This window comes from Klebsiella sp. M5al, assembly GCF_002090195.1.
GTDB classification, from domain to species: domain Bacteria; phylum Pseudomonadota; class Gammaproteobacteria; order Enterobacterales; family Enterobacteriaceae; genus Klebsiella; species Klebsiella grimontii.
This window is the reverse complement of record NZ_CP020657.1, coordinates 3,230,257-3,252,622: the sequence shown is the minus strand read 5'-3', so window position 1 is coordinate 3,252,622 and position 22,366 is coordinate 3,230,257. Positions and strand designations below refer to the sequence as shown.

20 protein-coding genes and 1 pseudogene are annotated in these 22,366 nt (G+C 53.2%); 13 read left to right on the top strand and 8 right to left on the bottom strand.

Annotated features, from left to right (window positions below):
* Positions 1-5: 5 nt before the first annotated feature.
* The 8 genes and pseudogenes from BWI76_RS15520 (at position 6) to BWI76_RS15485 (ending at position 8,492) form a co-directional block, all read left to right on the top strand.
* On the top strand, positions 6-1,853 hold the full coding sequence (locus BWI76_RS15520) for an SGNH/GDSL hydrolase family protein (RefSeq protein WP_004136257.1): 1,848 nt from the start codon (positions 6-8) through the stop codon (positions 1,851-1,853).
* A gap of 1 nt (position 1,854) precedes the next feature.
* On the top strand, positions 1,855-2,544 hold the full coding sequence (locus tag BWI76_RS15515) for a hypothetical protein (protein WP_004136259.1): 690 nt from the start codon (positions 1,855-1,857) through the stop codon (positions 2,542-2,544).
* A 431-nt stretch (positions 2,545-2,975) separates the two neighbouring features.
* A complete protein-coding gene (locus tag BWI76_RS15510; protein ID WP_004133778.1) occupies positions 2,976-3,215 on the top strand; it encodes a hypothetical protein in 240 nt (79 codons plus the stop codon).
* Positions 3,215-3,544, top strand: a complete 330-nt coding sequence (locus tag BWI76_RS15505) for a hypothetical protein (RefSeq protein WP_004133780.1) — start codon at positions 3,215-3,217, stop codon at positions 3,542-3,544. The genes BWI76_RS15510 and BWI76_RS15505 overlap by 1 nt, the downstream gene beginning before the upstream one ends.
* 60 nt (positions 3,545-3,604) lie before the next feature.
* Positions 3,605-4,663 carry a hypothetical protein gene (locus BWI76_RS15500; RefSeq protein ID WP_074168744.1) on the top strand — a complete coding sequence of 353 codons (1,059 nt, stop codon included), beginning with the start codon at positions 3,605-3,607 and terminating at the stop codon, positions 4,661-4,663.
* A 136-nt stretch (positions 4,664-4,799) separates the two neighbouring features.
* Positions 4,800-6,095: pseudogene (locus BWI76_RS15495) on the top strand (MFS transporter); the annotation flags it as partial.
* Positions 6,096-6,318: 223 nt separating this feature from the next.
* Complete coding sequence (locus BWI76_RS15490; RefSeq protein WP_004136260.1) at positions 6,319-7,782, top strand: mannitol dehydrogenase family protein; 1,464 nt, start codon at positions 6,319-6,321, stop codon at positions 7,780-7,782.
* A gap of 278 nt (positions 7,783-8,060) precedes the next feature.
* Positions 8,061-8,492 carry a universal stress protein gene (locus BWI76_RS15485; RefSeq protein ID WP_004136261.1) on the top strand — a complete coding sequence of 144 codons (432 nt, stop codon included), beginning with the start codon at positions 8,061-8,063 and terminating at the stop codon, positions 8,490-8,492.
* Between the two features lie 51 nt (positions 8,493-8,543).
* Here the strand turns inward: BWI76_RS15485 and BWI76_RS15480 are convergent, their stop codons facing one another.
* Both BWI76_RS15480 and ydfG read right to left on the bottom strand, forming a co-directional pair.
* Positions 8,544-9,230 carry a GntR family transcriptional regulator gene (locus BWI76_RS15480; protein ID WP_004136262.1) on the bottom strand — a complete coding sequence of 229 codons (687 nt, stop codon included), beginning with the start codon at positions 9,228-9,230 and terminating at the stop codon, positions 8,544-8,546.
* 90 nt (positions 9,231-9,320) lie between these two features.
* Positions 9,321-10,070 (bottom strand): bifunctional NADP-dependent 3-hydroxy acid dehydrogenase/3-hydroxypropionate dehydrogenase YdfG, encoded by a 750-nt coding sequence (gene ydfG, locus BWI76_RS15475; protein WP_004119732.1) that lies wholly within the window; start codon positions 10,068-10,070, stop codon positions 9,321-9,323.
* Between the two features lie 172 nt (positions 10,071-10,242).
* Between ydfG and dcp the strand changes: the two genes are divergently transcribed.
* Positions 10,243-12,285, top strand: a complete 2,043-nt coding sequence (gene dcp / locus BWI76_RS15470) for a peptidyl-dipeptidase Dcp (RefSeq protein WP_004136263.1) — start codon at positions 10,243-10,245, stop codon at positions 12,283-12,285.
* Positions 12,286-12,713: 428 nt separating this feature from the next.
* On the opposite strand, the gene BWI76_RS15465 is transcribed toward dcp, so the two are convergent.
* The 3 genes from BWI76_RS15465 to BWI76_RS15455 form a co-directional block, all read right to left on the bottom strand.
* Positions 12,714-13,325, bottom strand: a complete 612-nt coding sequence (locus tag BWI76_RS15465) for a hypothetical protein (RefSeq protein WP_004136264.1) — start codon at positions 13,323-13,325, stop codon at positions 12,714-12,716.
* A 325-nt stretch (positions 13,326-13,650) separates the two neighbouring features.
* Positions 13,651-14,127, bottom strand: a complete 477-nt coding sequence (locus tag BWI76_RS15460) for a cold-shock protein (protein ID WP_004136265.1) — start codon at positions 14,125-14,127, stop codon at positions 13,651-13,653.
* A 114-nt stretch (positions 14,128-14,241) separates the two neighbouring features.
* The gene (locus BWI76_RS15455; RefSeq protein ID WP_004136266.1) at positions 14,242-14,781 is read right to left on the bottom strand and encodes a DUF2058 domain-containing protein; all 540 of its coding nucleotides are present in this window, start codon (positions 14,779-14,781) and stop codon (positions 14,242-14,244) included.
* Positions 14,782-14,944: 163 nt separating this feature from the next.
* On the opposite strand from BWI76_RS15455, the gene BWI76_RS15450 reads away from it, so the two are divergent.
* The gene (locus tag BWI76_RS15450; protein ID WP_004136267.1) at positions 14,945-15,256 is read left to right on the top strand and encodes a hypothetical protein; all 312 of its coding nucleotides are present in this window, start codon (positions 14,945-14,947) and stop codon (positions 15,254-15,256) included.
* A gap of 62 nt (positions 15,257-15,318) precedes the next feature.
* Here BWI76_RS15450 and BWI76_RS15445 read toward each other — a convergent pair whose 3' ends face one another.
* Positions 15,319-15,591, bottom strand: coding sequence for a DUF883 family protein (locus BWI76_RS15445; RefSeq protein WP_004136268.1), 273 nt, complete (start codon positions 15,589-15,591; stop codon positions 15,319-15,321).
* Positions 15,592-15,971: 380 nt separating this feature from the next.
* Between BWI76_RS15445 and BWI76_RS15440 the strand changes: the two genes are divergently transcribed.
* The 3 genes from BWI76_RS15440 to BWI76_RS15430 all read left to right on the top strand — a co-directional run bounded on the left by BWI76_RS15440 (position 15,972) and on the right by BWI76_RS15430 (position 17,706).
* The gene (locus BWI76_RS15440; protein WP_004136271.1) at positions 15,972-16,226 is read left to right on the top strand and encodes a hypothetical protein; all 255 of its coding nucleotides are present in this window, start codon (positions 15,972-15,974) and stop codon (positions 16,224-16,226) included.
* A gap of 28 nt (positions 16,227-16,254) precedes the next feature.
* Positions 16,255-16,515: a hypothetical protein gene (locus BWI76_RS15435; RefSeq protein ID WP_004136273.1), complete on the top strand. Its 261-nt coding sequence runs from the start codon at positions 16,255-16,257 to the stop codon at positions 16,513-16,515.
* A 102-nt stretch (positions 16,516-16,617) separates the two neighbouring features.
* Positions 16,618-17,706, top strand: a complete 1,089-nt coding sequence (locus tag BWI76_RS15430) for an AAA family ATPase (protein WP_004119778.1) — start codon at positions 16,618-16,620, stop codon at positions 17,704-17,706.
* Between the two features lie 62 nt (positions 17,707-17,768).
* On the opposite strand, the gene BWI76_RS15425 is transcribed toward BWI76_RS15430, so the two are convergent.
* Both BWI76_RS15425 and BWI76_RS15420 read right to left on the bottom strand, forming a co-directional pair.
* Complete coding sequence (locus BWI76_RS15425; RefSeq protein WP_004136277.1) at positions 17,769-19,019, bottom strand: MFS transporter; 1,251 nt, start codon at positions 19,017-19,019, stop codon at positions 17,769-17,771.
* Between the two features lie 55 nt (positions 19,020-19,074).
* On the bottom strand, positions 19,075-22,182 hold the full coding sequence (locus BWI76_RS15420; RefSeq protein WP_049131965.1) for a beta-galactosidase: 3,108 nt from the start codon (positions 22,180-22,182) through the stop codon (positions 19,075-19,077).
* Positions 22,183-22,366: the final 184 nt, after the last annotated feature.

Sequence of the window (22,366 nt, the reverse complement as noted above, 5' to 3'; positions counted from 1 at the left end):
GCACAATGGCAGAAGTACCGTTACCAACTCCAACCGACAACCAGGTGCCCAGTACGGATATCCGGGACGCAGTTTATGCCGGCGCCATGCTGGATAAGGTTGTCACCAGTACAGAGCAGAAATATATAGATCGCCTCGGCGGTGAACATTACACCGTCGACGGTATTAAGGCGGAAGGGGATAAAGTCGTTGAAGAAACTCGGCAGAACCTAATCCCCCTCAGTCGCCAGTACATGACGTTAGCGGCGGCGCAAGCAGATATCGCTAATATTCCTGATGGGACGACCACGTATTACCGCAGCCCAGATGACAGCGCGCTTGCTATTGAGGTAATGAATACAGGCGGCACACTAACAGCCACCGGCAGGAAGATGCCATCGCAAGAATCTGTTGATGTTATTGATGAGAAGATAGATGAAACTAACGCCAGAACTGGAGGCTTACAGACTCAGAAAGAGTCTGTTTATCCACTTGAGGTAGTCGATAAAGTAGGAAAGACGCCTTTATTTGTTGATAATGATGGGGCTGTTAATGCTCCTGGAGGTATCGTCACAAAATCACTGTCTGGCGTATCTTCCATTTCAGTAGATAGCATGTCATCAGATAGTATCAGCGCTGGTTCAGTAACCCCCGATAAGTTGATAGCTCATTCAGATAACGGTTATGCATTCCCGGTTGTCGATCAGCAGGGGCGAGTTCTATGGTACTGGTCTCACGAAAATGGTCGACCTGTTTACCTTGGCGAGCCATTACATAACCACCGAGGTCCACTTAATGGAGATATTTTTGCTATAGGCGATTCAATAACGGCGTATGGGGTTTCCTGGTCGGGAGCAAATGCCAGTGGTACGTCCTATGCGCCATGTTTAAACGATCAGTCATGGCATGAATGGGCTTCATTATTTACTAACGGTAAGATAATGCTGACTGGTGTTTCAGCAACAGGAGGCTACACAGTAACCCAGGTTAAAAATACTCATCTTCCCAACGCTATTGCCGCGAATCCGACATTCTGCGTAGTCATGTGTGGGCGTAACGACATAGTGCAGGGGATTAATCTGGATACTGTAACTATCCCTGCATTCAAAAGTATTTTTCTGCAATTGCGTCAGGCCGGGATTATTCCGGTTATTTGTACGATGTCAGCTCAGGGAAATAGCAATAACAATACACAGCGCGTTGCGGAACACAAACTAAATGCCTGGTTGCGAGCATATGCAAACAAATATTCTACGCCACTTGTAGACCTCCATCGTTATACCGTCGACCCATTGACCGGTGACTGGCTCTCTGGTTATAACCAGGATTTTTCACACCCTAACGGTGCTGGGGCTAAAGCGATGGGCCAAGCGCTGGCTGACGCACTGTCGGACTGGATTGCGCCAGTATGGCCACCAAGAGCTGATGAGCAGTTAGCGGCAGGGTTAACGCAAAACCTCATTACCAACGCCCTGTTTCTGACTAATGACGGAACAAACCCTTCAGACTGGACAATCACCACAGCCGGAACTGCAACGATAACGACAGATTCAGCAGTTAAGGGGAGCGTCTGGAACCTTGCCAGCCAGGAGGCATATCTCACGGTAAGTGCCACTGCTGGGCAGAAAATGCTATTTGGCTTTTTTGTCAAAACTGGTAGTCAGTTTGACTGCTATGTCCTTTCTGGAAGTTCATCATCAACAACTAATCTCGCAGGAATCAGGAACTGGAAGACGAATATAACTGAGTTTTCTTATTTTAGTTACGAATTTACTGTTCCATCCGGGGTGACGCAACTGACGGTAAAAATTAAAGCGGCAGCAGCACCTTGCTCAGTTGCTCAAATTGCACTCATAAAATTGACGGAGATATAAGATGCGCATTATCCTGGATACGATTATTGACAACGACGAACTCCCTTTTATCGAGCCAGCAATGCAGCTCATAAGGCCATCATCACTGGCTGTTTTTGATATGCAGTCATTGAGAGATATTAGCGGTAAATCATCGCTCGAATTTTCTGGCACCTTCAATAGCCAGGGTGCGGCTGTTGATGCTTCAACATTTCTTAATACGAATGTCGCTGAAGTGGACGACATGACACTGATTTATTGCTGGAATCTGTCTGTAGTGGGAACAAATCAATTGGGGCTGGGTAACAGAACGCCCGCTTCAGTCCCGTTTAGCGGCATATCTCTTTCAAAGCAGGATGCTACGACAGCCCTTTACGTATCCACCGGACTGTCTTCACCAGCAAGTGTGACTGTTGGCGGCAACTTTCTTGGTGCCTGGACTGTTCAGGCAATTACGGTATCCGCCAGCCAGGCGCAGAGGATCACTAAAAGTGGAACTGTTACCCAGTCCGCCATTACATCCCGCGCAAAATCATCCATTCCATTGTATATAAATGGCATTCCTGCTGACATCAGTTCCCCTGTATCAACTGGTGGCATTGGTACTGTAGGATTTTTCTGTGCATACAATGAAATACTTAGTGCAACTGATGCCATGAACTATATGGGGATCATTTCAAGCATTATGGCCGCGCGAGGTGTAAGCGTTTAGAGAAGCGCAACGGCTGCCATGAAAACTGACAGCCGTTGAATCATGCGCACTACTTCTGGTGCCACCAACTCCATTCAGCCTGCAGCCAAATGATGAGCATCACGCAACTGGATATGAACATGACATCAGGCCATTTTGTGAATCCAGTCGTTATAGACAAAAAGGATACGAGCGCAGCTAATCGCACTAGTGTTTTATGTTTCATATAGTTGCGCTGGGCGGTTAGGGATGGTTGCCCCTATGCTGAGGGCATTAACAATTCATATCAAATTGGTTTCATAGATCAATTTTAAGAATTCGATCGTTTAAAACGATCAATTGTTAAAACCGTTTCCTATCATTACTCTATGGATTTCGTAGAAATTGATCTTCACACTCTGATTTGGCTGTGTTTATACTGTATATATAAACAGTATTTGTGAGGACGTAGCATGCTCAGACAATCAGACATCAACAACGCCTTTCGTGAATCGATTCTTCGCAACTCGAAGGGCTACCAGTACCTGCACACCAGGGATTTCGTGTCTTCGCTGCAGCAGCGCGGCATCCACTTCTCAGAGTCCGAGGCAAATCGCTGGATAGAGCGCTATCAGTCGTGCTTTGCTGACAAAACGCCGGATCACACAGAAAACAGGCTGTGGATTCTCCGCAACATGGGGAGGGTGATGTAATGACTGCCAGCTATTTTCCTTCTCCTGCTGCTGATTACATAGAGCAGAGGCTTACTGTCACGGCTGCGTGCAACATCAGCGCTAACTCTCAGGTTATAGAGACAGACCGCGGCTATGTCGTTCTCGATTTATCGCTGAAGGTGACGCAAGGAAGCGTCCTTCTTATCCGCCTGGCTGGCGAACTGCAGTTTGCAAAATTGATGGGCAGCTCTTTTATCACAGCCGAAGGCGAGAGCATCGAAGGTGAGGCGCTGGAAGATGTTGAAGTGTTGGGGGTCGCTACATTCGCTATCAACGACCTGAGGCAGGATGATTGCCCCACTATATAAACCCCGTCATAAACTAATTAAAGGCCGCACAATTGCGGCTTTTTTATTTTTGGAGGATTCATGGCTCTGAGATTACTGGCAAATAACAATGCTAAAAGCGTCCTCGCGTCAGGAATTAGCGCGTCTGCGACTGTTATTACAGTGAGTAGCGGTACAGGTGGATTATTTCCTCAACCCGTATCGGGTCAAAGCTATTTCAAATTAACCATTGTTGATGCCGCAACCAAATCAATTACGGAAATAATGCACGTCACTTCGGTATCAGGTGACGTTATGACCGTGCAGCGAGGTCAGGAAGGGACCACGGCAAGAGTCTGGTCAACGAATGATATTGTGGCAAATATGTTGACCGCGGGGTCTTTCCTTTCCTGCCTGCAGATTTCTAATAATTTTTCTGAAATAGCAGATGAAGGAAGTGAAGCAGTAAGACAGGCGCTATTAAATCTCGGCTCGTCAGATGGCACGATTAATGGTCGCCTTATGGGAGCTCCGCGCGTTGTTATGAGTACCGGCTCGTTCACAAAAACACCTGGCGCAACAAAATGGAAGATTAGAATTTTGGGGGCCGGTGGCGGTAGCTCTGCTGCGCCAGCGACCGGTGCTGGTCAGGTTTCGATAAGCAATGGCGGCGGGGCTGGCGCATACGCCGAGGGAATTTATGACGTATCCGCATTAACCTCAGTAATGATCACTATCGGTCAGGGCGGGAAAGGTGGGACTGCATCCTCTCTTTATGGGGAAGATGGCGGGACCAGCTCCGTAGGAACACTGATTTCCGCTCCCGGCGGCAAAGCGGGCCTGCCTGCAGGTCCGGCTAATCCTCCATTTCAGCCAGTGGCGAACACAAACTCGAACAGCCCTACCGGATGGAATATTGTCGGGATAAGTGGGCCGGGCTCTGAATGTGCATCAGCTATTTCAACTGAATATGCAATCGCGTCGCGTGGTGCAAATAGTCAACTTGGCGTAGGGGGCTCCATTCCGGCCATAAACAATCCGGCTAATAATGGCGGTGGTTATGGCGGCGGCGCGTCTGGATGTTCCAACGGTCCTTCAAGGCCGGTGAATCCTGGTGCTGATGGTCAGAATGGGATCGTTATTATCGAGGAATTGGCTTAATGGGGCATGGATGGGGCATAAATTATCCCTGGTTACGCAATGCTTATGCGTGCTCAGTTGATTTCAAACCCACAACACATTGAAAAATCCCCGGTTACATCGGGCTATTACATGGTTAGTTAAAATAGCCCGCTAATTTATGGATTTCCAGCTCTATTCCCTCGGGGCGGCGCTGGTTTTCCATGAAATATTTTTCCCGGAACAATCCGCCGCGATGGCCTTGATTCTGGCAATGGGAACCTACGGCGCGGGATATATCGCGCGAATCGTCGGCGCCTTTATTTTTGGTAAAATGGGCGACAGTATTGGGCGCAAAAAGGTCCTGTTTATTACCATCACCATGATGGGGATCTGTACGACCCTCATTGGCGTACTGCCAACCTATGCTCAGGTCGGTATTTTAGCGCCGGTGTTGCTTGTAACCTTACGTATTATTCAGGGGCTTGGCGCAGGCGCAGAAATATCAGGCGCCGGTACCATGCTGGCGGAATATGCGCCGAAAGGTAAGCGCGGGATTATCTCTTCGCTGGTGGCGATGGGCACCAACTGCGGCACCTTAAGCGCCACGGCTATCTGGGCGGTCATGTTCTTCGTGCTCGATCGCGAGCAGCTCGTCGCGTGGGGATGGCGAATCCCGTTCCTGGCCAGCGCAGTGGTGATGATTTTTGCCATCTGGCTGCGTCTTAATCTGAAAGAGAGCCCGGTCTTTGAGCAGGTTAGCGAAGACAGCGGCCTACAGAATGAGATGGCAACGCAGGAAGGGACCTTTAGCGCCATGCTAAAAAGTAAATCCTTCTGGCTGGCGACGGGTCTGCGCTTCGGACAGGCCGGAAATTCAGGGTTATTGCAAACGTTCCTCGCGGGCTATCTGGTGCAAACCTTACTGTTTGATAAGGCAATTCCTACCGATGCGTTAATGATCAGCTCTGTTATTGGCTTTATTACCATTCCATTCCTCGGATGGCTGTCAGATAAGGTGGGGCGTCGCATACCGTATATTATCGTCAATATTTCAGCCATTATTCTGGCCTGGCCAATGCTGTCGATTATTGTGGATAAGAGCTACAGCGCGAGCACTATTATGGCGTCATTGATCGTCATTCATAATATTGCGGTGTTAGGGCTGTTTGCGCTGGAAAATATCACCATGGCGGAAATGTTCGGTTCGCGTAACCGCTTTACCCGCATGGCAATTTCAAAAGAGGCGGGTGGCCTCGTCGCCGTAGGATTTGGCCCGGTGCTGGCCGGTATTTTCTGCAATATGACCGGTTCATGGATGCCGATTGTGATTATGCTGGTGTGCTATTCCATTATTGGCTTAATTTCCGCGATCCTGATGCCTGAAGTCCGCGACCGCGATCTGAGCCTGCTGAATGATGCCGCAGACTGCGCGCCAAAGCCTAAAAGTGTCCGCAGCGGGCAATATATTTAAAACGCATCAAGTCCGCACCCTAAGATGATAGCCGTAAACAGGAAACTGCCGGGCTTTTAGCCCGGCAGTTTTACCTCTTTTGCCAGCGGTTATTGCGAAAATCTAGCCATCCAGCTTCTTGTATGGTAGTTGATGAATATCAAAGATGTCATACCAATTGCGTGAGATGGTTTATATCCACCCCCTCCGTGGGAAATCAGAAATCATAACTATGAGAGCCATCATGGAAAATATGCTTTTAACAGCTAACGCCACGCTGCCGGCATACGATCGCAACCGCCTTATTCCGCGTATCGTTCATTTGGGCTTTGGCGCATTTCACCGCGCTCACCAGGCCGTATACGCCGATATTCTGGCGACAGAACACGGCAGCGACTGGGGCTATACCGAAGTGAACCTGATCGGCGGCGAGCAGCAGATCGCCGATCTCCAGAAGCAGGATTTACTTTATACCGTCGCTGAAATGTCAGCGGATGCCTGGACCGCCCGCGTGGTTGGCGTGGTCAAGCAGGCGATGCACGCCCAGGTCGATGGTCTGGAGAGCGTGCTGGCAAAAATGTGCGAGCCGCAGGTCGCGATTGTGTCATTGACCATTACCGAAAAAGGCTACTGCCACTCTCCGGCCAGCGGTGAGCTGCAGTTGGATCACCCGCTGATTGCGGCCGATTTACAAAATCCCCGGCAACCGAAATCCGCGCCCGGCGTCGTAGTCGAAGCCCTGGCTCGACGCAAAGCGGCAGGGCTGCCGGCCTTCAGCGTGATGTCCTGCGACAATATGCCGGAAAATGGCCACGTCATGCGTAATGTCATCTGCGCCTATGCTCGCGCCGTTGATGCTGATTTGGCCGAATGGATTACGCGCAACGTCACGTTCCCCTCGACTATGGTTGACCGTATCGTTCCGGCAGTGACTGCCGATACGCTGGATAAAATTGCACAGCTCACCGGCGTGCGTGACCCGGCAGCAGTCGCCTGCGAGCCGTTTCGCCAGTGGGTCATCGAAGACAACTTTGTCGCCGGGCGTCCGCAGTGGGAAAAAGCCGGCGCCGAGCTGGTGTCGGACGTGCTGCCGTTTGAAGAGATGAAGCTGCGCATGCTTAACGGCAGCCACTCTTTTCTGGCTTATCTGGGGTATCTGGCTGGCTATCAGCATATTAATGATTGCATGCAGGACGCAAACTATCGCCGCGCCGCGCATACGCTGATGCTGGCTGAACAGGCGCCGACGCTGAGCGTGAAGGGTGTGGATTTGGCACGCTATGCCGGGCTTCTGATCGAGCGCTATAGCAATCCGGCGCTCAAACATCGTACCTGGCAGATCGCCATGGACGGCAGTCAGAAACTGCCGCAGCGGATGCTGGATTCGATTCGCTGGCACCTGGCGGATGGCGGCGACTTTCCTCTGCTGGCGATGGGCGTCGCGGGCTGGATGCGCTATGTGAGCGGGGTGGATGACCAGGGGCAGGCGATTGAAATCTCCGATCCTATGCTGCCGGTGATTACGCAAACCGTTCAGAACAGCGAAGACGGCGAAGAACGCGTACGGGCGCTGCTGGGTATTGAGGCTATTTTTGGTTTGAGCCTGCCCAAGGAGAGCCGTTTCGTCAACGCGGTGGTTCGCGCTTATTTATCGCTGCAAGCGCACGGCGCAAAAGCTACCGTAGCGGCCTGGGCTCAGGCAAATTAATCTATTTCGCCCGCGTGCCGCCGATCCCGGCGGCTCTGCCATCGCGCTTTATCAGTGGGCGCTTTTCCCGCCTGAAAATATTTCCCGTCTGGAATAAACTTTGATCCAGATCGTTGAATATACATAACTTTATCTAACAACAGTTAAGTATAAATAAGTGGAATTTATTTTAATCAATTAAATATTTATCTGAGTGATTATTCGTTCTCCTGCCGCAGTAAATATGTCATGATGAGTTAACTTACTAAGTTTCCTCAGAAAAAAAAGGAGAACGGACTATGTACAAAAAAATTTTGCTACCCGTAGACGTTTTTGAAATGGATTTAAGCGATAAGGCGGTTCGCCATGCCGAGTTTTTAGCATCAGCGGATGAAGGGGAAATTACGCTGCTCAACGTTCTGCCGAACAGCAGCCGCTCGATTTTACGCGGTTTTGCCGCCGATATCCGTAAGTTTGAAGCCTATATGCGCGAAGAGTCAGAGAAAAAGATGAAGACCCTATCCCGTCTGTTCTCGATACCCGCCGGGCGGATTCATTCCAGAGTGGTATTTGGCAACGTGCGCGATGAAATCCTGGCCATGAGCAGCAATGAGGAATTTGACGTTATTGTTATTGGTTCCCGTAAACCGGGTATATCAACTCATCTTCTTGGTTCAAACGCGGAGTCGATTTTACGTCACGCCAAAATACCGGTTCTGGTGGTCAGATAGTCCGCATAATAAACCCAGAGCGGCAGACGGTATATTCTGCCGCGACGCATTTTATTCCTCGCTAAACCAGTCGCTATTTTCCTGACGTACCAGCAGCACGGATTCGCTAATTTCTTGCAGATGTAAGCTCATCGCTTTTTCCACCGCGTCCGGGTCACGGGCGACCAGCGGCTGGAAAATATCGTAATGCTGACGCAGCATCATATCGGGAGGAGTCACATGATCGAGGCTCATATAGCGCACCCGGTCGATGGTAGCTTTAATATTTTCGACGGTATCCCAGGCTAACTGGCAGTCGGCGATTTGCGAGAGCTTCTGGTGAAATTCGTCATCCAGCTGGAAAAAATCGGTTAACTGCTGGCGTTCGACCGCCGTACGCTGCTGATTTAGATTTTGCTCAAGCTGGTAGAGCTGTTCATCGTTCACCATCCCGGCGGCGCGCCGCACCACGGCGCATTCAATGGCCTGGCGGACAAAACAGCCGTTGCGCACCTGCGAGAGAGAGATCTTATTCACGTAGCTCCCGCGCTGCGGGCGGATCTGGATCAAACCGTTCTCGGCCAGTTTAATAAAGGCTTCGCGAACCGGTTGACGAGAAACATCAAAGCGCACGGAGACTTCCTTCTCCGAAAGCGGGGTGCCTGGCGGGATCAGACAATGGACGATATCCCGACGAAGGATACGATAAATTTGCTGATTGACGGGCTGTGTCGGATTCAGTTGTGCTTCTGCGGCCATGGATAATTACTTTTTTATGAGGTATTTGCGCTATTTTACGTGTTTTTTCTCTTTCAGCCCAGACCCGGCCTGCTGGCCGGGTCACAGAGCTTAGCCCTGGCGGTGAACGTTCAGCCCGGCAAAAGTTTGGCTGACCGGCATGAGTTCCAGGGTGTTGATGTTGACGTGTTTTGGCAGGGTCGCGACCCACCAGACCGCTTCGGTCACGTCCTCCGGCGTCAGGGCCTGGGTATTTTCGTAAGCTTTCTCGGCTTTAGCGTCATCGCCTTTAAAGCGCACGTTGGAGAATTCGGTGCCGCCAACCAGGCCGGGTTCAATATCGGTCACGCGAAGGGCGGTGCCGTGAAGGTCGGTACGAAGATTGAGGCTGAACTGGCGCACAAAAGCTTTGGTCGCACCGTAGACGTTACCGCCGGCATAAGGCCAGGCGCCGGCGACCGAACCAATATTGATAATATGGCCGCGGTTACGTTCAACCATCCCCGGCAGGACGGCGCGGGTCATATAAACCAGCCCTTTATTATTGGTATCAATCATGTCTTCCCAGTCTTCAAGGCTGGCTTTATGCGCGGGCTCAAGACCCAGCGCCAGTCCGGCGTTATTGACCAGAATATCAATCGCCTGCCACTCGGCGGGCAGCCCGGCGATCGTCTCTTCAATGGCTGCGCGATTGCGTACGTCCAGTTGGGCGGTATAAAGGTTGTCGCCCAGCTCATCTTTCAACGTTTTCAGGCGCTCTTCGCGGCGCCCGGTGGCAATCACTTTGTGACCGTTAGCGATAAAACGGCGAGTAATACTTTCCCCAAAACCCGCTGTTGCTCCGGTAACCAGAATAATCATCTTACTGTTCCTCAACGCTTTTTGTGTCTTCATACCATAGCACGCGATCCCGGTGGCGGGTAATGGAAATCATCGGGCAAAGGAGGCCGATCGCGGCGGTTAACAGAGTAATCATTGCGGTCAATCAATGAGTTGCCTAATCTTACAGAATAATCGTATTCAGGAGATGAAGATGTCGGAGAACAATCCTTTTTTCAGCGTCAGCCTGCTGCCTTATCAGGCGCCGCGTTTCGATGTGATTGACGTGAGTCATTACCGTCCGGCCTTCGACGAGGGCGTTCGCCGCCAGCGCGCGGAGATTGCCGCCATCGTTAATCACCCCCAGCCGGCTGATTTTGCCAACACGCTGGAGGCCCTGGAGCAGAGCGGCCAGCTGCTGGCGCGGGTGACGAACGTCTTTTTCGCGATGGCGGGAGCGGAGACCAACCCGACCATTCAGGCGCTTGATGAGCAGTTTTCCGCCGAGCTGGCGGAACTGGCGAATGATATCTGGCTTAACGATGCGCTTTTTCAGCGGGTGAAGCGAGTGTGGGAGCAGCGGGATTCGCTCTCTCTGGATAGCGAATCCCGGCGTTTGCTGGAGGTGACCTGGCAACGTTTTACCCTTGCGGGCGCGATGCTTGAGGATGAGCAAAAAGCGGCGCTTCGCGCGCTGAATACCGAAGCGGCAGCGTTGCAAAGCCAGTTTCAGCAGCGCCTGCTGGCGGCGGTAAAATCTGGCGGTCTGGTGGTGGAGAATGTCCATCAGCTCGCGGGACTTAGCGACGAAGAGATAAGCGCAGCGGCAGAGGCCGCGCAGGATAAGGGATTAAGCGGTCGCTGGCTGCTGCCTTTACTCAATACCACCCAGCAGCCCGCGCTGCTCTCGCTGCAGGAGAGGCAGACGCGAGAGAACTTGTTTGCGGCCGGTTGGACGCGCAATCAGAAGGGCGATGCGAATGATACCCGCGAGCTGGTGCTGCGGCTGGCGGAAATTCGCGCGCGTAAAGCGCAGCTGCTGGGCGCGGACGACTTTGCCAGTTGGTCAATGGCCGATCAGATGGCGGGAGCGCCGGGGGAGGCGTTTGCCTTTATGCGACGAATCGCTCCGGCGGCAAGGGCGCGGGCCGAGCAGGAGCTGGCGGATATCCAGCAGGTTATTGATAATGAAGGGGGCGATTTCCGCGCGGCGGCCTGGGACTGGCTCTATTACGCCGAGCAGGTGCGCAGGGCGAAATTTGCCATCGATGAAGCGCAGTTAAAACCCTATTTTGCCCTCGACCGCGTCCTGCGCGATGGCGTGTTCTGGACGGCGACACAGTTGTTCGGTATTCGCTTTATCGAACGATTCGATATTCCGGTTTATCACCCTGACGTACAGGTATGGGAAATTATCGACGCTAACGGCGAGGGGATCGCGCTGTTCTACGGCGACTACTTCTCGCGGGATAGTAAAAGCGGCGGGGCATGGATGGGCGTGTTTGTCGAACAATCGACCCTGCGAGCGCAGCATCCGGTTATCTACAACGTCTGTAACTATCAGAAACCCAAAGCCGGACACAGCGCGCTGCTTTCCTGGGATGAGGTCATCACTTTATTCCACGAATTTGGTCATACCCTGCACGGCCTGTTTGCCAGCCAGAAGTATGCCAGCCTGTCAGGAACCAATACCCCGCGCGATTTTGTGGAGTTTCCTTCGCAAATTTATGAACATTGGGCCAGCGAGCCGCAGGTGTTTGCCCACTATGCGCGGCATCATCAAACCGGGGAAGCTATGCCGGAAGCGCTGCGCGACAGCATGTTCCGCGCGGCGAAGTTTAATAAAGGCTACGATATGAGCGAACTGCTCGCGGCGGCGCTGCTGGATATGCGCTGGCACAGCGTGACGGTGGATAAGCTACCCGAGGACGTGGATGCGTTTGAAGCCGCGGCCCTGCACGCGGAGAGTATGGATCTTGCCGCGGTACCGCCACGCTATCGCAGCAGCTACTTCTCGCATATTTTCGGCGGCGGCTACGCCGCGGGTTATTACGCCTATCTGTGGACGCAGATGCTGGCGGATGACGGCTACCAGTGGTTCGTTGAGCAGGGTGGTTTAACTCGTGAAAACGGCCAGCGCTTCCGCGAAGCGATTTTGTCTCGCGGCAATAGTACTGATTTAGCAGAACTTTATCGCCAGTGGCGCGGACACGATCCGCAGATTGAGCCGATGCTGGAAAACCGCGGGCTGAGTTAGTCGCGCGTTTTAACGAGTAGAAGAAGACCGGGCGCAGCGCCCGGTTTTTTTGTCTTTTTTCCCGAAAAGGAATGCTCAGACTCGTCAGGATTTGCGAGGTTACTCTGCAGCAGTGTCCGGGCATGCCCGGCACGCATTTGCATTTTTCACTGCGGGTGAGGTTGCTCACCTGCGAACCGTATGCAAGAGCTGCAGGTGAGCAATTTGCTATGGAGGCAGTACCATAGCAGCGAAATTTTATCCTCGCGCTGCGGGCAAAACCATTAAACAGTTAAGCGCTGAGAATATTTAGGACTTACCTTACTTATGACATCAAGGCGTTACGCCTGCCATCAAGATTGGCAGAAGGAACCTGGAGTAGGGAAGCGTTCGCCCCCTCAACTCGGCAAAACCTCTGTTTTGCGGGACAGCCGTTAAGAGCGGATGGTTCAATATGATTTCTGCGCTAACGTTTCGCGAAAAGTGCAAAAATAGCCAATCGAGGCGGTGAGACAAAGCATATAACCGAATGATTCGCAGCCTTCCTCTACGACGTTTTTTACCACCCGAACGTAACCGCCATCGAGAATGGCCAGCCATAAGGCTTGCATGCCGAAGAGTCGGGAGAAGACCAGAATAGCCAACAGGCCGCTGATTAATAGGCCGTACCAGGGGGTACGAGTATATTGTGCTAGCTGGTGCAGGGTCTGACGATAATGAATAACTGGATGAATTAAGGCTAAAAGAGCTGCAATCAGCGCAAACCATACCCAGCTACCGTGAGCAATGAGATCAAAAAGGGCGTCCAGTTCGCGAATTAGCATGGCAAGGAAAAAACCGCCAACCAGAATATTACAGTAGCGCATAGCTTTATACCGCCTGGCAAGCAGGAAATGAATAAATACGATGGCTGTTAAAACGGACTCCTGCACAATTTCGGTCAGTGATAGTTCCGAAATATTATAATCCCAAAAGTATATATCGACCCACAGGCTAAGTACCACAAATGCGCTGGCGCAAGCCGCACCAAGAAAGGAGAGTAAGCTTTTAAATATAGTCATCAACATCACCAAATTTGTTTTTGGCTACGAGGATAAATGATGCGAATCTAAATGCTGTTCACTTTGTGCTGTATAATAACCCTGGTTTTAACACATGATGCGAATTAGCTTATTCTGAGGAATTTAATTTACGGAGATAGAGCGATCGCGCGCAGGAGCGTATATAAATATTGCGTTTAGCTCAGCGCTGCAATTAATTTCGCCTCCTGGGTTTTGGCGCTACCGGTTAGCCACCGCCCGGCGGAGATATGGGGCAGATGTTGAAAACGGGTGGGTCATAAGTCTCAAACCGGGCGCGGAGCCCGGTTTGGTTCACTGTATGTTGTTACACTTTAAGCAGTTTTACCGTGGCCTCAATATCAATCTCATCTTCCGAGAAAATGAGGGTGCTCCCCTGGAAGGTGGTGATAGCCAGCTTTTTCACCGAGCGCATTTCGCCGGGCTTCGCGGCGGATTTTGGCCTGATATTTCCCATCAACAGGCCCACGGAGAGTACCGCATTCTCTTTATCAATGCGGGCATCGGCGGGCTCTTCCTCGCTGTATACCAGGAAAGATTTGATCGACGTAAGCTTAATCCGCTCGCCTGCAATATAGATATATTTGCTTTCCGGCAGGACTTTCACCGCGTAAGCTGACAAACCCTTGTTATTCGTGGTGGGTTCGAACGTAACAGCCGCATCTTTTTTAATCAGTTCAGGGTTGGCAACTTTAATCACATGAAAATAGCGATTATCGCCGTTTTCATCTTTGATAAATCCAAAACCTTTATCTTTAAACCATGTTGTGATCGTTCCGTTCATCGCCGTTACCGCCTGGTTAATCGTTTATCTACTCAATTTTTGCCGCGGGCAGCGTAAAGCACAATGCCCGCATAGACTACGCCTGAATCTCCGGTCTGCGGAGGCCCGCGTTGCTTACCACATCAAATCATCGGGAACTTTAAAATCAGCATACGGATCGTCTTCGTCCTGCTCTTCCGCACTCAGCGCGCTGTTTAAAACAATGCTGCTGGCGTCGCGCTGGGCGATTTTATCCGCTACGCTCGCCGGGATAATCGCGTATTGGCTCTCACCGTCATTATCACCAGCCAGACGGGCAATGGCGAGACGACCGCTAATCAGCTGCGCCTGGGTCAGTTTATCCACGGCGATTTTTTTAATAAAGTTGTTATCCGTGAAGTTAAAATCAATATTGCCTTTGGATATATCGATTTTATTCATTTCAATAAGCTGCTTAACCTGCGCTTTATACTCTTTCGATAGCGCGGCCTGCTTTTGTTGCTCGCTAAGCTGCTTATCTCGCTCAAGCTGCGCTTTTTTATTCTCTTCCACCGCCTCTCTGGCTTCACGGGCCTGAACGCGGGATTTTTTCGCCGTCCTCTGAACTTTGGCCATTTTTTTGCTGGTCACGAGTCCGGCTTTTAGCATCTGCTCTTGTAAGGTGAGTTTTGTCATCTTGGTATCTGAATCCGCTGAATAATGAGTGAGATTATACCTGCAAATGTCGGGTATGTACCATGCGGTATGGTTTGCTTGTTATGAAGTGCATAAAAATTCTCTTTTTTTGCTATTTATTTGCTATAAATGCACTTTGCGTAATTGATTATGGAGATTGGTGATGATTGTCAGAACCTGGCACGGCTGTGTTCCCGTGGCGTTTGGCGATGCGTTTGCGCTTCATCTGCAGGCGACAGGCGTGCAACATTCTCGGGGCATCACCGGCAACGCGGGGGCGTTTGTCAGGCGGGAAACGCAGGGGGAGTGGGAACATTTTTTTCTGGCCACGTACTGGAATAATCTGGATGCCGTCATCGCCTTTGCCGGTGAAGACTATCACGTGGCGGTAACCTATGCGGATGATGAGCGGTATCAGCTGCTCTCCGACCCGTACGTTTTTCAGTTTGAGGTTGCTGACGTTGTGGCGATCTGAGTTGGCTTATGCATAAGGGTGTGCTTGAGGTTCAAAAATTAAGGCCCAAAGGGCCTTATAGGTTATTTCCTTCCCGCCAGCAAGCCAATCACCAGCCCGATGGCGCCGGCCGCCAGCAGCCCGGTTAGGGGATTTTCCCTGACGCGCTCAGAGACCTCTGAAACGGCATCCGAAGCCTGAGCGGCGTATTTCCGGGCCGCGCCTTTTAGCTGATGTTTCGGCGAATCAACCGCATCACCAAATTGCTGCTGGGCTTCCCCGGCAAATTCATTCACTTTATTACCGACTTTGTCGGCCAGATTCTGCGCGTCGTTTTCATAATCTTGTGATGACATGGGAGTCTCCTTTCGTTTGACTTATTTAAGTCTAGTGGCTGACAGGCGAAGTACCAATGCTCAGCCTGCGGTATAGCCCACTCCAGGAATTTTCTACAACGTTTGGGATATAAACCAGGCTGCTGTTTCGACCTCAGAAGCGCTAAGTTGATTGCGCAAAAACCTGGCCAGAATGAGTAGCAGCCCCATTATTTCAATTGATTAAGTTAATTCCTGGCGATAAGATCCGCAAACGCCGTTGCGGGAAAGGTGGCTATTCATAAATAAGAACTATTGATATTCACAATTCCTCTTTTTTCCTTCATCATTTGTCAGCTTTTGCTACTAATAATCAGCGCTTAGCGCAGCATAAGAAAGAAATTTTTTAACTCAAGGCCGGTATGAACTATAAGAATGTACTGAAGAACGCGATATGGCTTGCTCCCCTGGCGATCCTGAGTCTGCAAACGCCTGCGTGGGCCGCAGATGCCAGCAAAACGGCGACCTGCCGGACGGCGCCGCCTGCGGTGGACAAAGACGGTGTGCCGTTACCGCCCGTTGTGGGCAAAGAGGGCGCTCAGCCGGTCTCTGCTAAAGACAAGTCCGGCCACAGCGGCTCAACGGCCAACTGCCAGCCCAAGGCCATCGACAATTAATCATTGACCTCAACCCGGGAGGGACATGGTGCACCCGTTAATTAAGGTGATGCTGGTTGGAGGGAAGGGCGACGGCCTGATGGTTAGCGTTGCCGATAACGCGACGGAGGTTTCCGTGACCCCTGCGCAGTACGGTGCGAAATCCGGCCAGCCGCTGAGCTACAGGATCGTGTCGCAAACCATTGATGATGAATGCTATTTTTTTGGCGTTTTCAACGAGAGCCATGAGGATACGGACAAACTCAAACGCGTGGCGCTAACCCGCGGTATGAAAAAATTCTTCAGTTGAGCCGGTGCCGGGCGGCGATCTGTCGTCCGGTCGGATCATATTTCGTTTTTCTTGTGCCTCCGACACCGTAGCGCAAAACGCTTTTCTCAGTTTCGGGAATCTATGATTAACCATATCCGGATAAAAAATTTCAGATCGGTCAGGGATATTGAGCTGGAACTCGGGGCGCTGAATATCGTCTTTGGCCCCAACGGCTGCGGTAAATCCAATATCTACAAAGCCATCCACCTGTTAACCGCCTGCGCCGACGGGAAGTTCTCCGGCTATATCAGCGATGAGGGCGGTCTGGAAAATATCATGTGGTCCGGGCCGAGCGCGCCGACCGACCGCTTTCCGCGACGGTTGCAGATTGGCTGTCTGACCGATGAGTTTGACTACCAGCTGCAGGTGGGTTTTCCGGAAAAACTGCCTTATCCCACCCAGTTTCAGCTGGATCCGATCGTTAAAGAGGAGTCGATCTGGCTGGCGGGATTTTCCCGACGCCCGTCATCGCGCGTGCTGGAGCGTAAAAATCAGGCCGCGTTCCTGGTCGACGTCAACGGGGAGCGCAGCACCTTTACCGACGCGATTTACGAGAACGAATCGATTTTTGGCCAGTTGGGCGAGCCGCATCGCTTTCCGGAAGTCTCGCGGGTCAGGGAAACCATGCGCCGCTGGCGCTTTTATCACGAATTCAATATCGGCAGGCTCTCGCCGCTGCGCCATCCGACGGTCGGCTATCGCTCGCCGGTGCTCGACAGCGATGGACACAACCTCGCCGCCGCCTTTCAGACCATCGTGGAAATCGGCGCCGAAGAGCTGCTGCATGAGATCCTCGGCGAAGCCTTTCCGGAGTGCACCTTCTACTGTGAAAACGAAAACTCGCGTTTCTCGGTAAAGATGCGCCGCAACGGCGTCTGGCGGCCTTTACTGGCGGCGGAGATGTCCGACGGCACCCTGCGCTTCCTGTGCCTGGCGGTGGCGTTGTTGAGCCCGCGTCCTCCGGCATTTCTGGCCATTAACGAGCCGGAAAACAGCCTGCATCGCCAGATGTTTCCCGCGCTGGCCCGGCTCATTGTCGAAGCTTCGCGCTATAGCCAAATCTGGTTGACCAGCCACTCCGCCGAGCTGGCGGAGCTAATTTCGTCCATGGCGCAAGCACGACTTTACGGGCTGGAAAATCGCGACGGGGAAACGCGGATCGCCGACTAGCGGCACGGGCCTAATCCGGCCCGGAAACGAATCGCCGCCGGAGGCTTTCCGGCGGCCTGGTGTTATGCCGTGGCCGGCAGCAGCGTTTTGCTGCCTTTCAGGGTAAACAGCGAAATAACGGTAAAGCTCAGGGTGATACAGCCCAGGATCAGATAAGCCTGATGGAAGCCGACGGTGTCATACATCCGTCCTACCCACGCCGAGAGCACCACGCCTGAAAGCTGCTTCGATAAATTAAAGCCGATCAGGAACAGCGTCGCCGAGAGTTTTGGGTTAAATGCCGAGGAGATATATTTAAAGGTGCCGACCAGCAGGAACGGGATCTCAAACATATGCAGCATTTTTAATATAATGACTTCCACCGCCGAGGTGGCGAAAGACGAGCCTAAAATTCGCACTGACATAATCAACCCGGCAATTAACAGGGCATTCTTGGCGCCAATTCGGTTAATAATCGCCGGCGCGCAGAACATGATCAGCGCATTGAGTAATTCCCCACCGGTGGTCACGAAGCCAAAGACTTCGGTGCCGCGCTGTGGGCTGGAGAAGAAGCCTTTAAAAAAGTTGGCGAACTGCTGGTCGAAAACGTCATAGACGCTGGCGACGCCAACCACGTATATAATAAAGCCCCAGAAGCGCGGCATCCGCAAAAGCTCGGCGGCGGTACGCATTGAGAAGGCCTGACGGTTGGCGCCCAGGGCGTCAATAACCTCAGCGCTATTGCTGCTCTCCGGTTTTGAGACCCACAGCAGCACGCCGAGGATCAGCGCGAAACCGGAGGCGATCCAGAAGGTAATATTGGGGTCGATACTAAACAAAATACCGGTGATGGAGGCGCACAGCGCCCAGCCGACGCAGCCTGAGACGCGCACTTTACCGTATTCAAAACGGTTGGCGCGGCTGACGCGTTCAATATAGGCTTCTACCGCCCCGGAGCCGCTGGAGAAAACGATCCCCAGATATACACCGCCCACCAGCGCGCCCGCGATGATATTCATCTGCAGCAATGGCGAGAAAACAAAAATAAAGAAGGGGGCAAACAGGATTAATAAAATCGTAATCGTCCACAGCAGATGCTTGCGCAGGCCGAGCTTATCGGAAATCAGGCCAAATACCGGCTGGAAAATGATGGCGAATAGCGAAATGCAGGAGAATACGATCCCTGTCTCGGTTTTGGTTAAATGGTTAACTTCCGCCAGCCACACCGGAAAAAAAGGAAAGTAGGCTGACATAATGAAATAGTAAAAGAAAAAGAACAGCATGAAATAAATAAAGTTATGCCGTTCTCGTGGCGCGAGTTCAGAGAGTTTCATTGTGAATATTCCATATTATTATGCCTGTCAGGTTGGGGGCTTTCGCCCCCGATTATTATTGGAAGTGAATCGTTAACTGATACTGCCATTGTCTTTCAAGCAGCAGCCACTGTTGCAGCACGCTGGGTGTCCAGGAGTCGTCGCCGCCGATGCCCATGTGTTGAGCATCGAGCGCAATCCAGACGCCTTTTTCTGGCTTCATCCGGTGCCAGTGGTCGGTCTCCATTAACTGCGCGGTGCTATAGGGCTGGACGGAGAAGTGGAAATCGCCCCCTACGTGCCAGCGCCCCCAGTCCAGCGCCTTGCTATCGCAGCGCAGGCCGTTTTCCGTCGGGAAAATGTAAGGGGTGGTCATCTCTTCCAGCGGCAGCTGCCAGCGGGAGAAACAGGCGCTGGTGCGGCGGTCCGGATAGTTCTCGTGCGGGCCGTAGCCCAGCCAGCTGACCGGCTGCTGCTGGTCGGGAACCTGGAACGTCAGCCCGATGCGCGGCAGCGGCGGCAGGGTGCCGGCGCGTTCGCCATCGACCGCCAGATGCAGCTTGCCTTCGCTATCAAACGTCATCCGCCAGTGGCTGACAATCACCACTTCGTCGCCGCGCAGATAGTGCCAGCGGCTATCGATAACCACTTCATGGGCCAGACGCTGCGCGTCGCACGCTACGCAGCGGGCGCTGAGGCCGTACAGCCCGGCGCTTTTCCAGCGTTCGACCCAGGCGTTGGGGTCGATACGCTCCACTTCACTGACGCCAATATCGTTATCCAGCGGCGCGCGCACAAACTGATCGCGCAGCGGCGTCAGCAGCTGTTCCACGCCGTCCACCTGCCAGCGGGTTAACAGGCCGCTTTCCCGGTCGACCGTCCACTGCTGCGCGCCGCTGCGCACCGTCCAGGCGGCGTCGCTGCCGTCCAGCGCTGGCGCCGTGCCGGTAGGGGCAGGGCGACGCAGCGCCAGCGGGGCGGCGATCGGGAACTGCTGCCAGGCGACGCGATGCCCGGCGTCGGACCAGGCGGTGGCCTGCGGCTGGACGACCTCCAGCGTTAGCCATATCTCTTCGGCGCCGGCGGGCAGCGCCAGCGCCTCGCACAGCGTCAGCTCGCTCTGGCCTTCAGGGCTAAGCTCAAGCTTCACTTGCCCCTCGGCAAAGGTTTCTCCGGCGGCCTGAACCTGCCAGCGCAGCTCTTCGTTATCGGTGGCGCGGAACAGATATTCGCTGCTGACGCCGATCCGCAGCGGGGATTGCGCGAGCAGGGCAAACTGGAAGTACTGCTGCGCGTGTTTGGCCTCAATTAATGAAGGGTGCGGGCGACGGTCGGGGAAAACCAGTCCGTTCATACAGAACTGGCGATCGTTCGGTTTATCGCCAAAATCACCGCCGTAGGCATAGCCAACGCTGCCGTCGTCGAAGGTTTTGCTGATGGCCTGATCCGCCCAGTCCCAGATAAACCCGCCCTGCAGGCGCGGATAGTCGCGAAAGGCCTGCCAGTAATCGGCAAAGTTGCCGAGGCTGTTGCCCATCGCGTGGGCGTATTCGCAGAGGATCAGCGGTCGCTGCTCGCCCGGCAGACTGATCCACTTTTTGATCCCCCATTTTGGCACCGTCGGAATCAGCTGGTCGCGTTCAACGCGGGCGTACATCGGGCAGATAATATCGGTGGTGGTGCTGTCGGCGCCGCCGCCTTCGTACTGCACCGGGCGGGAGGGGTCGTTGCGCTTCAGCCAGTGATACATCGCTTCATGGTTGCCGCCGCCGCCGGATTCATTTCCCAGCGACCAGATAATAATCGACGGGTGGTTGCGGTTGCTTTGCAGCATGCGGCTGACGCGGGCGCTGAAGGCCGGGAGCCAGGCCGGATCGTCGGAAAGACGATTCATCGGCACCATGCCGTGGGTTTCAATATTGGCTTCGTCAACGACGTACAGGCCATAGCGGTTGCACAGCTCATACCAGCGCGGAGCGTTTGGATAGTGCGAGCAGCGCACGGCGTTGAAGTTGTTCTGCTTCATCAGCAGAATATCCTGCACCATGTCCTCTTCGGTCACCACCTGGCCGCGCTGGTGGTGATGCTCGTGGCGGTTGACGCCGCGGATCAGCAGCGGTTTGCCGTTCAGCAGCAGCAGGCCGTTTTTGATTTCAACGCGGCGAAAGCCGATATCCCAGGCTTCCGCCTCGATCGTTTCATCGCCGCGCCACAGGGAGACGACTGCCCGATAGCAGTTTGGCGTTTCCGCGCTCCACAGCGCCGGTTTTTCTACCGGCAGACGAATCGCCGCGCGTTCGGCATAGTTGCCGCGCTCATCGATAATCGGCGAACCCGGCGGCTGGCGGTGGCTGGCGACCAGACGATCCTCATCCCACAGCTCAACCTTCACCGTCAGCTCTTCCAACTGCGCGACCGGCGCGGCAACGCTTACGTTCACCAGCAGTTCGGCATCGCGGTAAAGCGCATCGAGCTGCGGCGTGAGCTGAACGTCGCTGAGGTGCAGGGTCGGTTTGTTCAGCAGCCAGACCGAGCGAAAGATCCCGCTCATGCGCCACATGTCCTGATCTTCAAGCCAGGTTCCCGCGCTCCAGCGCATCACCATGACGCAGATGCGGTTATCGCCGGGCTGAAGGAATGGCGAGAGATCGAAGGCCGCGGGCAGGCGACTGTCCTGCGAGTAGCCGACCCATTCACCGTTGCACCACAGATGAAAAGCTGAATTAACGCCGTCGAAGATTATCTGCGTCTGGCCGTTGGCCTGCCAGTCCTCATCAACGCTGAACGTCAGCGAGTAGCAGCCGGTCGGGTTCTCCTCAGGCACGCGCGGCGGCGTAGTATCGATTGGATAGCGAACGTTGGTGTAGATTGGGGCGTCGTAGCCTTCCATCTGCCAGTTTGATGGCACCGGCGTACTGCGGCTGTCCGGCAGATCGTCTTCCAGCCAGCGGGCATCCACCGCAAACGGGCTGCGGGCCAGGGAAAACTGCCACTGGCCGTCAAGCCGGCGACGAGACGCCGAAGGCCGGTTTTCCCGCGCCGCGTCGGGATCGCGCCAGCTGGCGAACGTCGGGTGGGCCGGTAAACGGTTGAGATGGGTAATGGTCTGGTTTTGCCAGTCTTCGCGGACGAGAACCTGATGAAATGTCGCTCCTGCGGCGGAGATTGAGTCGTGTTGTTGCATACGCATACCTGACGGATAAGTGAGAAAAATGTCATTCGCTAGACAATGTAAATTTGTTATCAGTTATTTTCGTCAGAGCCGCAATAATGGCGAAAATGAAACCCACCGGCGATCACGAAAAGCTGGGAAAAGGGCTGATTTTTGTCGTCCTTTAAACATAAAATGTTAGCGGGCGACATTGAGG

Coding starts and splice junctions, on each gene's coding strand:
- BWI76_RS15520 (WP_004136257.1), top strand. CDS start 6: ATGGCAGAAGTACCGTTACCAACTCCAACCGACAACCAGGTGCCCAGT.
- BWI76_RS15515 (WP_004136259.1), top strand. CDS start 1,855: ATGCGCATTATCCTGGATACGATTATTGACAACGACGAACTCCCTTTT.
- BWI76_RS15510 (WP_004133778.1), top strand. CDS start 2,976: ATGCTCAGACAATCAGACATCAACAACGCCTTTCGTGAATCGATTCTT.
- BWI76_RS15505 (WP_004133780.1), top strand. CDS start 3,215: ATGACTGCCAGCTATTTTCCTTCTCCTGCTGCTGATTACATAGAGCAG.
- BWI76_RS15500 (WP_074168744.1), top strand. CDS start 3,605: ATGGCTCTGAGATTACTGGCAAATAACAATGCTAAAAGCGTCCTCGCG.
- BWI76_RS15490 (WP_004136260.1), top strand. CDS start 6,319: ATGGAAAATATGCTTTTAACAGCTAACGCCACGCTGCCGGCATACGAT.
- BWI76_RS15485 (WP_004136261.1), top strand. CDS start 8,061: ATGTACAAAAAAATTTTGCTACCCGTAGACGTTTTTGAAATGGATTTA.
- BWI76_RS15480 (WP_004136262.1), bottom strand. CDS start 9,230: ATGGCCGCAGAAGCACAACTGAATCCGACACAGCCCGTCAATCAGCAA.
- ydfG (WP_004119732.1), bottom strand. CDS start 10,070: ATGATTATTCTGGTTACCGGAGCAACAGCGGGTTTTGGGGAAAGTATT.
- dcp (WP_004136263.1), top strand. CDS start 10,243: ATGTCGGAGAACAATCCTTTTTTCAGCGTCAGCCTGCTGCCTTATCAG.
- BWI76_RS15465 (WP_004136264.1), bottom strand. CDS start 13,325: ATGACTATATTTAAAAGCTTACTCTCCTTTCTTGGTGCGGCTTGCGCC.
- BWI76_RS15460 (WP_004136265.1), bottom strand. CDS start 14,127: ATGAACGGAACGATCACAACATGGTTTAAAGATAAAGGTTTTGGATTT.
- BWI76_RS15455 (WP_004136266.1), bottom strand. CDS start 14,781: ATGACAAAACTCACCTTACAAGAGCAGATGCTAAAAGCCGGACTCGTG.
- BWI76_RS15450 (WP_004136267.1), top strand. CDS start 14,945: ATGATTGTCAGAACCTGGCACGGCTGTGTTCCCGTGGCGTTTGGCGAT.
- BWI76_RS15445 (WP_004136268.1), bottom strand. CDS start 15,591: ATGTCATCACAAGATTATGAAAACGACGCGCAGAATCTGGCCGACAAA.
- BWI76_RS15440 (WP_004136271.1), top strand. CDS start 15,972: ATGAACTATAAGAATGTACTGAAGAACGCGATATGGCTTGCTCCCCTG.
- BWI76_RS15430 (WP_004119778.1), top strand. CDS start 16,618: ATGATTAACCATATCCGGATAAAAAATTTCAGATCGGTCAGGGATATT.
- BWI76_RS15425 (WP_004136277.1), bottom strand. CDS start 19,019: ATGAAACTCTCTGAACTCGCGCCACGAGAACGGCATAACTTTATTTAT.
- BWI76_RS15420 (WP_049131965.1), bottom strand. CDS start 22,182: ATGCAACAACACGACTCAATCTCCGCCGCAGGAGCGACATTTCATCAG.